Consider the following 14,579-nt stretch of genomic DNA (forward strand, 5'->3'; position numbering starts at 1 on the left):
CTCGCCAAGGGTCGCAAAACCGCAAAAAAGGGGCTTGCTCAATCTGCCGCACGCTTCTATCTGCGCCTCTCCAATCGCACCCGTAGCTCAGCTGGATAGAGCATCAGACTACGAATCTGAGGGTCGGGCGTTCGAATCGCTCCGGGTGCACCATTGGACACATGAGGCGGGGCGTTACGTTCCGTCGAGTGCATGCACCCGTAGCTCAGCTGGATAGAGCATCAGACTACGAATCTGAGGGTCGGGCGTTCGAATCGCTCCGGGTGCACCACTCCATCACGCGACGAGCGTCGCAATCCCGCACCGCCGTTGATGGACGCGCACGTCAGCCGTTCCCAACCGGACGCCCAGCGTTCCCATGACATTGTTGACGATGCCGTCCAGCACGGGTGCGGCGGCGCTCAGGACGCCGCCGACCGATCCCGCGAGCGGGCTGGCATCCAGCGTGATCCCCAACAATGTCACGCGGATCTGTGCGCGCTGCATCAGGCTGGCGGCGATTCCCCCGGTCAGGTCGCCAGTACTCACTGTCTTCGTTTTTTGCGCCGCGATGTCGGCCGTCGAAAAGCTGACTGTGTGGCTCTGCGTCCCGCCCAGCAGGATATGGCTGGCCCCGGTCACCCGCGTGCCAAGAGCCTGGGCGAGCACCGCCGGGCGGACATTGGGCGCAACGGCGAAGTTGGTGAAAGCGGCGGTATCGACATCTCCCAATGCCGCCGAGCCGAGCGAGGGCTTGACCGTCAGCGTCACCCCGCCGGGCGACCCGCAATCCACTTGCGACAGGCGCGCCTCCGCTGCCGCCAGTTCGATATAGATCGGCACCCTGACGGAGGCGATACCGGGCAACAATGCCGACACGCTGCTGTCGAGATAAAGCCGCATCTGGCCAGTTCGTATCACCACGTCGCGACTGGCCGTGACGGCAAGAGCAGGCGAATGCGCCTCACCCGCCCCCCGGATCAGCATCAGCCGGGTCGCGGTCAGGCCGGGGACGGAAACGTTGAGGTCCATCGGCACGCTCGTCCCCGAAGGCGGCGACAGGATCATGCGCAGCATCGAGAAGGCGTCGATCAGGATGGAGGGCTGGCCTGTCGGACTGGCGGCTCCGCCCACCGGTCCGAGGTCGATGACATCGCTCAGCCGCACCGACCGCCCCGGTATGCGCCCCGCCAGCGCGAGGAGCGTCGCGGCGGCGGGCGATCCGACCGAGACGTCCGCCATGGCGCCCAGCAGTTCGGCCAGGGGAATGTCACGGTCGAACAACGCGCCATAGGCTTCCCCATCGCGGCCCAGTCGTATCCGCAAAGCATCGGCGACGCGAAGCAGGTCGAGATTGGCGCCTAGCAGTCCGTTGCTGTCGAGGACCGACAGGTTCAGTTCGGTTCCGGCAAGGCTCGACAGCAGCATGTTGGGCAAGCCTCCGCTGAGCGAGGCCAGACCGGTACCGAGCGAGAAGGCCGCGACATCGCTGCGCGCCGCGACCGCGCGAGCGGACATGGAAACGCCGTCGCGACCGACCAGCAAGCGCCCGAAGAACAGCGGGACGCGGCGCGTCACCGTCACTCGTGCGGCGCTGGACACGAAAGGATCGGCGCGGAACCGTTCCGCGACGGCGACCGCAGGGTCCGCCGCGTAAGTGCCTGTCTCCAGCGACTGCATCCGCACCCCTGCGACGCCGCTCCGTTCCAGCAGCTGCGTCGCCGCCTCGGTTCCGCCCTGCGCTCCGGCCAGCGCAGCTGCGTCGGCGACACCCTGCAACTGGCGACGTGCCAGATAGACCGATCCCAGATCGACAGCCACCGTCGCCGCGCCCGCCAGCATGAACATCGATCCTGCGAGCAACACGCTGATCCCACCCCGGCGGTCGGTGGGCAGCGAGGGGTGTTTCTCCGTCATGAGGCGGTCAGCCGAACGACGGCGCTGCGCTCCAGCTCTTCGCTTGGCAACGCGACCGGTAACGCAGCGAAAACCGCCGCATTGGCGAGGCGAAAGCGCAGCGTTACCCTGTAGAACCCGCCATGTTCGCTTGTGGTGGCGGTGATCGTCTCCGCGCCTTGGACCGGAAAGGCGCTTCGGGCCGCTGCGACGCTTTGATCGACCAGCGCACGCCGTTCACCGGCATCCAGCCCCGCCACGGCGGCGCGCGCCGCATCGTTGGCCGCCTGTTGCAGGCTGTGCGCGGTCATGAACCAGCAGCCATACCCCAAAATGCCCGTCAGCAGCAGCGCGAGCAGCGGTAGCGCGAACGCAGCTTCCACCAGCACGCTGCCCCGCCGATCAGCGTAGATCGTCGACCGTGCACGGCACGGCCTGTCATTCGCTGCGATAGCCGATATCCTGTCCATCGGGCGATGATAGGCCGGCGTCGGTCAAAGCTTGGTTGGCCAATGATCCGTTCTGGTTTGCATTTCCGCAGCGCCATCGCACCGATACCAAAGCGAGGCGGGTTTTTAGCTCCACTACGGATCGATCATGCGATCACACGCCGCGCTGATACTCCAGCGCGTCCAGTATTTTGCCGCCTGCCATGAAAACCGCGCCGCAGCAGGCCGCTGCCAGCAGCTTGCCGCCCGTACCGGGATACTGGCTCAAATACACAGCACCTCGTTGCGTCGCGCCCAGCGCCAGCGCGTAGATGACGAGAAACGCCTCGAACTTGGTCTTGATGATGAAAAGGCTCTTGATCCGTTCCATGGCGACTCGTCCAGCGTGTTTCCCCGACGCTAGGGCTGGAGGTCGCTCGAAAGCTGCAAATGGTCAACAAGCGTTAACCATGATTGTTCGATCTGGGCGATGAGGCGGGTGTCGCCCAGGTCGTCCGGTGCGATGCGTTCGGGCCAATAGCGCGCGACGATGGCGGCAATCGCATCGATCCGCGCTTCGTCGACAAGGAAGCGCGGGTCGATGTCGGCAGGATCGGCCACGACGCGCAGGCGCAGGCAGGCAGGCCCGCCGCCGTTGGCCATCGACTGCCGCACGTCCACTGGCACCAGATGGCGGATGGGGCCGTTCCCCGCGACCATCTGCTCCAGCCAGCGCCACACTGTCGGCGTTTCCCGCGCCTCGGTCGGCAGGACCAGTGCCATGCCGTCGCCATCGGGCAGTGTCACCAACTGCGCGTTGAACAGATAGCTTTTGATCGCATCGGCCAGGCTGATCGCGTTCGCCGGCACTTCGACGATTTCGACTGCCGGAAAAGCGGCGCGCAGGTCGGTGTAGAAACGATCCTTGTCGGCAAACGCCTGTTCGTGCGCGAAAAGGACGGTTTCGTTGGCGACGGCGACCACGTCGTTATGGAATGCCCCGGCGGCGATCGCTTCCTCCGACTGTTCGACAAAGAATGTACGGGCGGGGTTCAGGCCATGGACGCGGGCGACGGCCTTGCTCGCTTCGACATGCTGCCTTGCGGGAAAAGCGCCGCCCGACCGGCCATAGACGAATATCTCGATGCCCGCCCGGTCGTGCCGCTCGGTCAGGCGCATGTGATTGGCCGCGCCTTCGTCGCCGAAGGGGGCGGGGACCGGATCGTGCACCGCAAAGGCGCGGGTGTCGGAAAAGGCGACGCGCAATTGCGCCAGTGTTTGCGGCCATTCATGGCTGCGATGCGGCATGGTGACGAGGTTGGCGACGGTCAGGTGCGTGCGTCCGTCCGCCGTATCGCTGGCGGGCGACACCGTAGCCGCATTCGCCGCCCACATGGAGGAAGCGGACATGGCGGCGGCGCGGATGTGCGGCTCTGCCGATCCCACATCGGTGCCGAGCCGCGTCAGCCATGCGCTGTCGGGTCGCCATTGCGGCAGCAGGATGCCCTGCGTCAGGCCGAGTCGCACATTGCCGCGCATCTTCTCCAGCCCCTGAAGCGCCGCCGCCCGGGGATGGGAGGCCGCCCCCGCGTTCCGGGCGGACGCAAGATTGCCCCGGCTCAGCCCGGCATAATTGTGGCTTGGGCCGATGATGCCGTCGAAATTGATTTCCCGTACGCTCATGCCCGTCCCGCCATGGTGAAGCTGTCTCCCTCTCGCAATCCGAGCCGCGCCGCGCTCGCGGCATCGAGTGAGCAGGCGCCATCGCCGCTTTCCTGGACGAAGCCCCAGGTGCAGCGGTAATCGGCCAGCCGCCCGGTCGCGATCAGCATCCTTTCGCCGCCGTTCTGGTGTGTGGCGGCCATGGTCACGTCGCGCGCGGCGGCGATGCTTCTCAACTGGTTGGTCTGTGCCACCATCGTCGGGCCGCCGTCGAAAATGTCGATATAGCCTGCATTTTCGAAGCCTTCGGTCTCCAGCATCCGCATCGCCGCGCGGCCGTTGGGATGGGGCAGGCCGATGACCGCGCGCGCGCTGTCGGTCAGCATGGCGGTATAGATGGGTGTCTTGGGCATCAGGTCGGCGATGAACTGGTTGCCGTTCACCGCATTGAATTCGTCCGCTTCCTGAAAGCTCATGCCGAAGAAGCGCCCTGCCAGTCCGTCCCAGAAGGGCGAAGCTCCCGCTTCGTCGATCACGCCGCGCAGTTCCGCTATCACCCGATCGCCGAAGCGCGCCCGATGGTTGCGGATATAAAGATATCGGCTCCGAGCCAGCAACAGGCCCAGCCCCTCCGCTCGTTCGCGCGGATGCAGGAACAGTCCGCCCACTTCCACCGACCCTTCCAGATCGGTGGTCAGCGACAGCATCTGTGCGCGAAAGGTGCGGCCCAACTCCCGGCTATGCTGCGTCATCACGCCGAGGCGATAGGAATAGAAGGGCCAGCTTTGTCCCACGGTCGAGAAGATCTGGCAGGTGCCGCGCACCTGCCCTGTTTCGGTATTTTCCAGCACCATGACGATCAGGTCGTCGGCGACCGCTTCATCTTCCCGCGCGACCGCCTGCTCCGTCCGCTCCAGCTTGGCGGCCAGCGATTTGCGGTCGGGCGGCAGATTGGTGAAGCCGCCCCCGGTGAGCTTCGCCATCTCATAAAGCGTCTGCAAATCGTCCGCGCGCGCTATGCGCATGATGAAGCTCAAAATCCTGGCCCTCTCTTCTTTTACGCAATCGTGGGAAGCTGTCCGTGCGCGATGCGCCAGATCGCCAGCGCCGACAGTTGCGCTCTTTCTGGCAGGCTGTCGGTCAGCAGGAATTCCGCGTCGCTGTGAATGCTGCCGCCCTGCACGCCCATCGTATCGACCACCGGCACGCCGCAGGCCGCGATATTGTTGCCGTCGCACACGCCGCCCGTGTCCCGCCATGCGATCGGCAGGCCAAGGTCGGCCCCGCACTGACGCACCAGCCCGAACAGCCGCTCGGCCTTGGCGTCCATGGGCTTGGGCGGGCGTCCGAACCCGCCATGGAGGTGCAGCGCCACTTCATGCTCCCGCGCGACATCCGCCATGCTTTGGTCGATCAACGCACGCGCGGCGGCTTCGTCTTCCGATGAGCGCGGGCGGAAATTGACGCGCAGCACGGCATGATCGGGCACCACATTGTTGGGACTGCCGCCCTCGATCCTTGCCGGATTGCAGGAAAAGCCCGCGCCGCTCGCCGCCTTCAGGCGCAGCGCCAGATCCGCCGCCGCGATCAGAGCATTGCGCCCCTCCTCAGGATTGCGTCCGGCATGAGCGCTGCGCCCGGTGACGACGATCGAGAAATTGCCGCTCCCCGCCCGCGCGCCGGCCAGCGTCCCGTCGGGCAGCGCTGGCTCATAGGTGAAGGCGGCGACCTTTCCCGCTGCCGCCTGCCGAAGCAGGCCGGCGGAGGAGGGGCTGCCCACTTCCTCGTCGCTGTTGATGACGACATCGTAGCCTATGCGCCGCGCTTCCGCAGACCGCTCGATGGCGCGCAATGCCGCCAGCATCACGGCGATGCCGCCCTTCATATCGGCGGTGCCCGGCCCGTTGAGCACGCCCGGCTCGATCCAGCGCAGCGTCTGGAAAGGATGGTCCGATGGGAAAACCGTGTCCATATGCCCGGTCAGCAGGATGCGAACGGGCGCATCGGGTCGGACGGAAAGGTGCAGATGTTGCCCATGCGCGATGGGAGCGACGGCTCCATCCGGCTGGACCGCATCGACGCCCGATCCGTCCACCAGACCGATCTCGCCGGGTAGGGCCGAAAACGCGTCCGTCAGTTCGTGCGCCATGCGCGCCAGCCCGGCAAGATTGCGCGAACCGCTGTTGATCGCGGACCATCGTTCGACCTGCGCCAGCATCGGCGCATCGGCGGCACGGTCCATCAATTCGCGTTCGGCGGCGGTCAATCTCTCCATCCGCCCGGTCTATCAGACCGCGACAGTCTCCTTCAACCCCGCACGAAAATTGCGTGGTTCAGAAATCATATGTCAGCGTCAGTCGGCTGAGCGTGTTGAGGTTCCGGTCCGACAGCAATGTCTCCGACTCATACTGCATCGTGTAGGATATGGCGGTCGACCATCGCGACGTGACTTTCGTTTCCAGCGAAGTAAGCGTGTTGAATGTGACCACGTCGCTTTCGGCATAGGCGGACGCTGTCTGCTTGACCGTCACGGCCGGGGCCACCCGCCATGCCAGAGCCATCGATCCGCGAACGCCCAGCTTCGTTTCGCGTGGCCCGATCACATATTTCGCGTGACGTACCGATGGGCCTATATCTGCGGACAGATCGACCGGCTTGGACAGAATGAGCTTGTAACCCACGCCCGTCGACACGGTATAGCGTTCGTCGTAGCCGATGGACGTATCGCGCTCGAACTGAGCGAGGCCATAAACGAAACCGCGCGGGTTGAATTCGAATCGCGGCTCGTATCCTGCCGTGTAGCGCTCCCGCGACGTGACGCCGTTCGCCCGGCGATAGTCGGCGGCGGCGCTCAGCTTATGAGTCCATTGAATCCCCGTTCGCGTGGCGGTCGCCGCGAAGGAGATGCCCAGTTCGCTGGTCGAACCGGTGGATCGAAATCCCCCCGCCTCGATCCGCCCGGTCCACAGGTCGGTAAAGGCCGCCTCGCGGATCACCATGTTGCGCGTTGCTTTCGTCCGGTCCTTCCAGCTTTTGACCATGCGCTGGATTTCGTCGGCGGAAGCGGGGTTGGTCTGCTTGGCGATCTTTGCGACGGTGGCGATGTCGGTTTCGTTGCCGTTGGCAATCGCCGCTTCCATCATCTCACGCACCGCCGGCGGCAGCAGCGCGTCGTCGGCCAGCGCGCCGGACGGAACGGCGGCAATCAGCAATGGGAACGATATCATCAACGCGCGCATGGCCTCGTCATAGCTTGGCGACGCGATATTTTAAGCCCTAAAATGGGCGTATTCGTTCAGATCAACGCTCTGAATTCCTGAAGGATGTCGCGATAGAGCTTGCGCTTGAACGGCACGATCAGGTCCGGCAATGTTTCGGGATCGGCCCAGCGCCACGCGCGAAATTCCGGGTGGGCGGTCTGGATGTCGATATTGTCGTCCTCACCCAGAAAGCGCGCAAGGAACCATTCCTGGCGCTGTCCACGATATTTCCCGCCCCACAATTTTCCGATCAGTTCAGGTGGCAGGTCGTAGAAATGCTCGTCCTTGGCCTTGGCAATGATATTGACCAGATCGCTGGCGATTCCCGTTTCTTCGCCCAATTCGCGCAACGCGGCCGTTCGCGAATCCTCGCCCTCGTCGATACCGCCCTGCGGCATCTGCCAGGCCTCGACCACATTATCGAGACGTTGGCCCACGAAGACCTTGCCATCCCTGTTGACCAGCATGATGCCGACGCATGGTCGGTAGGCTGGTTCCCGTTCGTTCGGCGTCGTAGCCATCATGTCCCCATCGTCGTCGTTACGCAGCCGCCTCCCCAGGCGCGCGTCGCGGCAGTCGAGCCGTTCGCCTGAAGGAGATAGTGAGCGCATCGCCCCCCGTCCATTCGGCGAATCGTTTTTGCGGTGGACCGATGCCGACAATATGGCCCCTCGGGTGGGTTGGAACCGACCGGGCAGGGCCGCATTGGTCCTCCATGACCGCTCCTGTCCTTCTCTGGTTTCGCCAGGATCTTCGCTTGTCCGATCAGGCCGCCCTGCTTGCGGCGGTGGAGGAGGGCCCCGTCATTCCGGTGTATATCCTGGACGATGATGCCCCGCACGACTGGACCATCGGCGGGGCGTCCCGCTGGTGGCTTCACCACAGCCTTGTAGCTTTGGATAAAAGCCTGCGTGCAAAGGGATCGCGCCTGATCCTGAGGCGGGGCGCGAGCGCTGAGGTGATGGCAAAGCTTGCGAAGGAAGCGGGGGCGAGCCGGGTGCATGCGCTGCATCATTATGAACAATGGTGGCGCAAGGCGGAGAAGGGGGTCGCGAACTCGCTCGATCTATGCCTGAACGATGGCGCGCTGCTCTTACCGCCGGGTTCTGTCCGAACCGGGGCGGGCGGCATTTACCGCATCTACACGCCCTTCTCGCGCGCTGTGATGGAGCATATGCCGCCAGCCCAGCCGCGTCAGGCGCCGCGATCGATCGACGCGCCTCCCCGTTGGCCCGCCAGCGATTCGCTGGACGATTGGGCGCTGCTCCCGACAGGCCCGGATTGGGCATCCGCGTTCTTTGACGACTGGACCCCCGGTGAGGACGGCGCACGCCGGAATGTGACTGCATTTTTGGATGAGGTCGCGGCCTACCCCGATGCGCGCAACCTTCCGTCGAATGAGGGCACGTCCCGCCTCTCGCCCCACCTTCATTATGGGGAGGTGTCTCCCGCTTATATATGGTCGCGAATCTGCGCTTCTGGTCAGAACGCAGATGTCTATCTTAAGGAACTGATCTGGCGCGATTATGCCCATAGTCAGATTTGTGAGTTTCCCGCCTACGGTTCGCGTAACGCACGCTCCGATTTCGACAAGCTGCCATGGCGCGACCTACGGGAAGCGAAAAGCGATTTCAGCGCGTGGAAGCAGGGGCGTACCGGATATCCCATTGTGGATGCGGGAATGCGGCAACTTTGGACGACCGGCTGGATGCATAACCGTGTGCGCATGATTGCAGCCAGCTTCCTTATCAAGCATCTCCTGATCGACTGGCGGCACGGGGCGCGCTGGTTCTGGGATACGCTGGTGGACGCCGATTATGCCAATAACAGCGTCAATTGGCAGTGGGTGGCAGGAAGCGGCGTCGACGCAAATCTGTTTACCCGCATCATGGCGCCGCTTACCCAATCGGAAAAGTTCGATGCGGCGGCATATATCCGGCAATGGGTGCCTGAACTTGAAGACTTGTCTGACGACGCGATTCACGATCCCGATGCGCACGATGCCCGGCCCAGGGATTACCCCGCGAAGATTATCGGTCACAAGGAAGGGCGCGAACGGGCGCTGGCCGCTTACCGTCATATGAAGGGGTGATTGCAGCGGTGGCTGGCTTGCGGCAGGAGTGACGTCATGAACGCAACCGATCCGCGTCGTGGCCGCCGTGCCCTTTCCGTTCGCCGCCCGCCCGTAAGCGGACATCCCACACGCCTCGCGCGATGGGTAGCGCCGCTATTTCACCGCTTCCTTGACCGGCTCGACGTCGGGCTAGACCATGGTGCGCTGGAAGCGCACCTGCCAGACGGGACGCGACGGTTGCTGGGCGGTCGGCGCGACGGCCCAGCCTGTGTGGTCCAGTTGTACCGGTGGCGCGCGCTGATCCGGCTGGCGAGCGGCGGATCGGCAGGATGGTATCGCGCGTGGGCTGCGGGCGAATGGTCCAGCCCCGATCCGGTCCCGCTCTTCGCGCTCTTCATGCGCAACGCCGAAGCACTCGGACGCACGGCACGGCCCAATGGGCCTGCACGCTGGGCAGGGCGGCTTTGGCATTGGGCACGACGCAACAATCCTGCGGGCGCTCGCCACAATATCGCCTATCACTACGATCTCGGGAATGACTTCTACGCGCTGTGGCTGGACTCGCAGATGCATTATTCCAGCGCGATGTTTCGCGACCCCGGCGACCGGATCGAAAGCTTGGAGCAGGCGCAACGGCGGAAGGTCGATGCGATCCTCGACCGGCTCGTTCTCAAGGACGGCGATTCGATGCTGGAGATCGGCTGCGGCTGGGGCGGTCTGGCCGAGCAGGCGATGGAACGCGCCGCCCTGCACTATACGGGCCTTACTCTGTCGACCGAGCAGGCGGAATATACCCGTGACCGACTCGGCACCGGAGCGCGGATTTTGTTGACGGATTATCGGGATGCGGTGGGTAGTTACGATGCCATCGCAAGTGTCGAAATGGTGGAGGCGGTGGGCCAGCGTTACTGGCCGACCTATCTTGGGTCCATCCACCGGCTGCTCAAACCGGGCGGCAGGGCGGCAATCCAGTATATCCTTATCGACGATGACATCTTCGATCGCTACGCCCGCGCCGCCGACTTCATCCAGACTTACATCTTTCCCGGCGGGATGCTCCTCTCGCAACGTCAATTTAGGGCGCTTGCCGAAGCGCAGGGGTTGGAATGGCGGGATGAGAAACGCTTCGGCATCCATTATGCCGAAACGCTGCGGCGGTGGCGGCATCGGTTCGACCGGGCCATAGACGAAGGTCTGTTGCCAGCAGAATTCGACCAGCATTTCGTGGGCTTATGGCGCTACTATCTCATGTATTGCGAAGGCGGATTTCTGGGCGGGGGGATCGACGTGGCGCAGGTGACGTTGGTAAAGCCCGCCTGACCGTTTAGCCCTCAACGCGCGTTCGGTATCCGGTCGGCGTATCCGCCGTCACCAGTGCGACAATGGCATCGGCAACGGCCTCGGGCGCCTTGAGCGTTGCCGGATCTTCCCCCGGAAAGGCCCGTGCCCGCATCGCCGTGCGTGTCGCGCCCGGATCGACGATGTGAGTGCGAATGGCGGAAATGTTCTTCACCTCCTCACCATAGGCCCCGATCAGCGTTTCCAGTGCCGCTTTCGAAGCGCCATAGGCCCCCCAATAGGCGCGCGGCGTCGCGACCGACGATGTCAGCGCCACGATCCGTGCGTCCGTGCTGGAGCGGAGCATGCCGTCGAACGCCGAAATCATGGCCTGGGGCGCCCCCACATTCAGCGTCAGGACGCGGGCGAATTCCTTGGCGTCAATCGCCTGCACCGCCGCCAGCGAACCCAGCGTCGCGGCATTGAGCACGAGGATGTCGAGCGCGCTCCACCGTCCGCCGATGGCTTGCGCCAGTCGTCCAATGCTGTCCCCATCGGTCAGGTCGAGCGGGGCGATGGTTGCGCTGCCGCCCGCCCGGTGAATGCTATCCTCCACCTCTTCGAGGCCCCCGCCGGTCCGCGCGGTCAGCACCACATGCGCACCCGCAGCGGCCAGCGCCTGCGCCGTTGCCGCGCCGATGCCGCGGCTCGCACCCGTGACGAGCGCCAGTTTGCCGGAAAGGGGAAGGTCGGACATGAAGCTCCCATCGGCCCGGTCCCATGCCGGGCGCTCGGTCGAGGACAGGGGAAGGGCGACCGTCCAGCCGCCCCGTGAAGGATCAGACGACGCGCTCGGCCAGCAATTCGAACTGGTTCTGCACCACGGCTTCGTCCTGATCGGTCAGCGTGGTGGGATAATCGCCGGTGAAACAGGCATCGCAATATTGCGGACGGATGTCCGCGCGCTTCGCTTCGCCCAGCGCCTTGTAAAGGCCGTCTATCGACACGAAGGCCAGGCTGTCGGCGTGAATGAAATCCTGCATCCCGCCGATGTCCAGCTTGTGCGCGAGCAGCTTCGTGCGCTCGGGCGTGTCGACACCGTAAAAGCAGCTATGCTTGGTCGGCGGCGACGCGATCCGCATATGCACTGCCGCTGCGCCCGCTTCGCGCATCATTTGCACGATCTTGAGCGATGTGGTGCCGCGCACGATCGAATCGTCGATCAGCACGATCCGCTTGCCCTCGATCAGCGCGCGGTTGGCGTTGTGCTTGAGCTTGACGCCCAGATGCCGGACCTTGTCGCCCGGCTGGATGAAGGTGCGCCCGATATAATGCGACCGGATGATGCCCAGTTCGAACGGTATGCCCGATTCCTGCGCATAGCCGATGGCGGCAGGCACGCCGCTGTCGGGAACCGGGATGACATAGTCCGCCTCGACCGGGTTTTCGATGGCCAGCTGAGCGCCGATTGCCTTTCGCACCGAATAGACGCTCGATCCATCGACGATCGAATCGGGGCGGCTGAAATAGACATGCTCGAATATGCAGGGGCGGGCGTGGGTTTCGCCGAACGGGCGATGCGACCGGATGTCGCCGCCGTTGGTGACGATCACCAGTTCGCCCGGCTCCACCGTGCGCACATAATCCGCGCCCACGACATCGAGCGCAACCGTTTCGGAGGCGAAGATCGTCGCGTCGCCCAGCGTGCCCATCACCAGCGGGCGGATGCCCAGAGGATCGCGGCAGGCGATCATGCCCTCGGGCGTCATCACGATGAGCGAATAGGCGCCCTCGATCTGTTTGAGCGCATCGATAAACTTGTCGAGCAGCGTCCGATAGCTGGATGTCGCGACCAGATGGATGATCACTTCGGTATCGGACGTCGACTGAAAGATCGATCCGCGGCGAATCAGTTCGCGCCGCAGCTTCATCGCGTTGGAGATGTTGCCGTTATGCGCGATGGAAAAGCCGCCGCTGTTGAGTTCGGCATAGAGCGGCTGGACGTTGCGAAGCGAAGTCTCGCCCGTCGTCGAATAACGCACATGTCCGCAGGCGCTTCCGCCGGGTAGCCCGCGAATCACCTCGTCCCGGTCGAAATTGCCCGCGACATGGCCCATCGCCCGGTGGGTATGGAAATCATGCCCGTCCCAACTGGTGATGCCGGCGGCTTCCTGCCCCCGATGCTGAAGCGCATGAAGGCCGAGCGCAACGATAGCGGACGCCGTTTCAGCGCGGGAAACGCCGAAAATGCCGCATTCCTCGCGCAATTTATCATCGTCGAAGGGATTGGTCGTGATCATGGGTGCGAACCGGTTCCGTTGCCGTTCTCGTGAGCGCATCCTTTCGGACGGCCTGTGCGCGGGCATATAGTGGGTCGGGGCGGCTTTGTCGCCTCCCTGTCACAAAAAAGGCGGAACCGGGCGCGTAACATTGCGTTTCCTGCCGTCGTCCTTACCGAATGGCGCACTGGCATTGCTGCGCGGGCATCGCTACACACGCAGCCCTGATGCATCGTTTTGCCAATCCCGCCCGTTTCCTGAAGATCGCGCGACCGCTGACCGGCTGGCTATTCTGGCCGGGGCTGGGGCTGATCGTCGCGGGCGCGCTGTGCGGCCTGTTCGTTACGCCCGCCGATTATCTCCAGGGGCAGACGGTGCGTATCCTTTATATTCACGTGCCCGCCGCCTGGCTCGGCATGGGAGGATGGACAGGCATCGCCATCGCGGCACTGATGCAGCTTGTCTGGCGTCACCCGCTCGCGGCGGTGGCGGGGCGGGCGATTGCCGTGCCCGGTGCGCTCTTCACGGCACTCTGCCTCGTCACCGGTTCGATCTGGGGCCGCCCCACCTGGGGCACATGGTGGGAATGGGACGGTCGCATGACCTCCATGCTGGTGCTCTTCTTCCTGTACCTCGGCTATATCGCGCTCGCCGACGCGAGCGGGCGCGACGGACGGGCGGCGGGGCAGGGCGGGACGTCGACCGTCACTGCGATCTTCGCGCTGGTGGGCGCGGTCAACATCCCCATCATCAACCGGTCCGTCGTGTGGTGGAACAGTCTGCATCAGGGGCCGAGCATCACGCTGCGCGGATCGAGCATCGACGCCGCGCTGCTCTGGCCGCTCGGATTGACGCTTGCGGGTTTCAGCCTGTGGTTCGCGGCCATCGTCCTCATGCGGATGCGCGCCATCCTCGCCCGTAACAAGGCAGAGGCGCGGATGCAGCGCTTGGCGCGGGCCTGATCCCCATGAACCCCTGGCCTTTCGTCATCGCCGCCTATGCCCTGACGGGTGTCTGCGTCCTGTGGCTCAGCCTTGCCAGCTGGCGAGCGATGCGCCGCGCCGAAACCAGTCTCGACGATCGGCGCGACGCGGAATGAAGGCGAAGCATCAACGGCTGATGCTGGCGCTCGCCGCGCTGGTTGCGATCCTCGGGGCGGGCCTGCTGGCGGCCTCTGCACTCAAGGATGAAGCGGCTTACTTCTACACGCCCGCCGACATCCGGTCCAAGGGCGTTGCGCCCGGGAAGGCGATCCGGCTCGGCGGCATGGTGGTGAAGGGCAGCCTCAGGCGCGCGCCGGACGGCGTCACGCTTCGGTTCGACGTCACCGATGGCAAGGCGACCGTGCCCGCCACCTTCAACGGCATCGCGCCCGACCTGTTTCGCGAAGGCAGCGGCGTCGTCGCGGAAGGGGCGATGGACGCCAGCGGTCGTTTCGTCGCCGCCAATCTCCTTGCCAAGCATGACGAGCGCTACATGCCGCGCGAACTTAAAGGCATGACCTATGACGAAAAGACTCACCAGATGAAGCCGGGCCAGTGAGAATAGCGCCGTGATCGCGGAGGCGGGCCTTGCCGCGCTGTGGCTGGCGGCGGCGCTTGCGCTGCTCCAGCTGTTCCTCGCTTTCGCCGGGACGAAGGGCGGCAAGGGCGAACTGCTGGGCGCGGTGCGGCCCACCGCCGTGGCGCAGGGCGCACTCACCGCGTTCGCCTTCGCTGCACTC

15 protein-coding genes and 2 tRNA genes are annotated in these 14,579 nt (G+C 64.5%); 7 read left to right on the forward strand and 10 right to left on the reverse strand.

Features of this window, described 5'->3' with window-relative positions; translation table 11 throughout:
* Positions 1-76 precede the first annotated feature (76 nt).
* Together DI606_RS17270 and DI606_RS17275 are read left to right on the forward strand one after the other, a co-directional pair.
* Positions 77-153, forward strand: a tRNA-Arg gene (locus tag DI606_RS17270).
* A 41-nt stretch (positions 154-194) separates the two neighbouring features.
* Positions 195-271, forward strand: a tRNA-Arg gene (locus DI606_RS17275).
* A gap of 5 nt (positions 272-276) precedes the next feature.
* Here the strand turns inward: DI606_RS17275 and DI606_RS17280 are convergent.
* The 8 genes from DI606_RS17280 to DI606_RS17315 form a co-directional block, all read right to left on the reverse strand.
* A complete protein-coding gene (locus DI606_RS17280) occupies positions 277-1,896 on the reverse strand; it encodes a pilus assembly protein TadG-related protein (protein WP_293985165.1) in 1,620 nt (539 codons plus the stop codon).
* Positions 1,893-2,345, reverse strand: a complete 453-nt coding sequence (locus DI606_RS17285) for a TadE/TadG family type IV pilus assembly protein (protein WP_293985166.1) — start codon at positions 2,343-2,345, stop codon at positions 1,893-1,895. The genes DI606_RS17280 and DI606_RS17285 overlap by 4 nt, the downstream gene beginning before the upstream one ends.
* Positions 2,346-2,478: 133 nt before the next feature.
* Entirely contained in the window at positions 2,479-2,694 is a 216-nt protein-coding gene (locus DI606_RS17290; protein WP_293985167.1) for a hypothetical protein, read from the reverse strand.
* Positions 2,695-2,723: 29 nt separating this feature from the next.
* Positions 2,724-3,986 carry an N-succinylarginine dihydrolase gene (locus DI606_RS17295; RefSeq protein WP_293985168.1) on the reverse strand — a complete coding sequence of 421 codons (1,263 nt, stop codon included), beginning with the start codon at positions 3,984-3,986 and terminating at the stop codon, positions 2,724-2,726.
* Positions 3,983-5,002 carry an arginine N-succinyltransferase gene (locus tag DI606_RS17300; protein ID WP_293985169.1) on the reverse strand — a complete coding sequence of 340 codons (1,020 nt, stop codon included), beginning with the start codon at positions 5,000-5,002 and terminating at the stop codon, positions 3,983-3,985. Before DI606_RS17300 ends, DI606_RS17295 begins: the two co-directional genes overlap by 4 nt.
* A gap of 20 nt (positions 5,003-5,022) precedes the next feature.
* The gene (locus DI606_RS17305) at positions 5,023-6,240 is read right to left on the reverse strand and encodes a hydrolase (protein ID WP_293985170.1); all 1,218 of its coding nucleotides are present in this window, start codon (positions 6,238-6,240) and stop codon (positions 5,023-5,025) included.
* 58 nt (positions 6,241-6,298) lie between these two features.
* A complete protein-coding gene (locus tag DI606_RS17310) occupies positions 6,299-7,204 on the reverse strand; it encodes a YdiY family protein (protein WP_293985171.1) in 906 nt (301 codons plus the stop codon).
* A 56-nt stretch (positions 7,205-7,260) separates the two neighbouring features.
* Entirely contained in the window at positions 7,261-7,746 is a 486-nt protein-coding gene (locus tag DI606_RS17315; RefSeq protein ID WP_293985179.1) for an RNA pyrophosphohydrolase, read from the reverse strand.
* Positions 7,747-7,940: 194 nt separating this feature from the next.
* On the opposite strand from DI606_RS17315, the gene DI606_RS17320 reads away from it, so the two are divergent.
* Positions 7,941-9,317, forward strand: a complete 1,377-nt coding sequence (locus DI606_RS17320) for a deoxyribodipyrimidine photo-lyase (protein WP_293985172.1) — start codon at positions 7,941-7,943, stop codon at positions 9,315-9,317.
* Between the two features lie 36 nt (positions 9,318-9,353).
* Complete coding sequence (locus DI606_RS17325; protein ID WP_293985173.1) at positions 9,354-10,619, forward strand: cyclopropane-fatty-acyl-phospholipid synthase family protein; 1,266 nt, start codon at positions 9,354-9,356, stop codon at positions 10,617-10,619.
* A gap of 4 nt (positions 10,620-10,623) precedes the next feature.
* On the opposite strand, the gene DI606_RS17330 is transcribed toward DI606_RS17325, so the two are convergent.
* Entirely contained in the window at positions 10,624-11,334 is a 711-nt protein-coding gene (locus tag DI606_RS17330) for an SDR family NAD(P)-dependent oxidoreductase (RefSeq protein WP_293985174.1), read from the reverse strand.
* 82 nt (positions 11,335-11,416) lie between these two features.
* Entirely contained in the window at positions 11,417-12,877 is a 1,461-nt protein-coding gene (gene purF / locus DI606_RS17335) for an amidophosphoribosyltransferase (RefSeq protein WP_293985175.1), read from the reverse strand.
* A gap of 206 nt (positions 12,878-13,083) precedes the next feature.
* Between purF and ccmC the strand changes: the two genes are divergently transcribed.
* From ccmC to ccmE, 3 genes are read left to right on the forward strand one after another with little or no spacing between them, the layout of a single operon-like run.
* Positions 13,084-13,818 carry a heme ABC transporter permease CcmC gene (gene ccmC / locus DI606_RS17340; RefSeq protein WP_293985176.1) on the forward strand — a complete coding sequence of 245 codons (735 nt, stop codon included), beginning with the start codon at positions 13,084-13,086 and terminating at the stop codon, positions 13,816-13,818.
* A gap of 5 nt (positions 13,819-13,823) precedes the next feature.
* Entirely contained in the window at positions 13,824-13,955 is a 132-nt protein-coding gene (ccmD, locus tag DI606_RS17345) for a heme exporter protein CcmD (RefSeq protein WP_293985177.1), read from the forward strand.
* Positions 13,952-14,398 (forward strand): cytochrome c maturation protein CcmE, encoded by a 447-nt coding sequence (gene ccmE / locus DI606_RS17350; RefSeq protein ID WP_293985178.1) that lies wholly within the window; start codon positions 13,952-13,954, stop codon positions 14,396-14,398. Before ccmD ends, ccmE begins: the two co-directional genes overlap by 4 nt.
* The last annotated feature ends 181 nt before the right edge of the window (positions 14,399-14,579 follow it).

This window comes from Sphingobium sp. (genome assembly GCF_003248505.1).
In the GTDB taxonomy this organism is placed as follows: Bacteria; Pseudomonadota; Alphaproteobacteria; order Sphingomonadales; family Sphingomonadaceae; genus Sphingobium.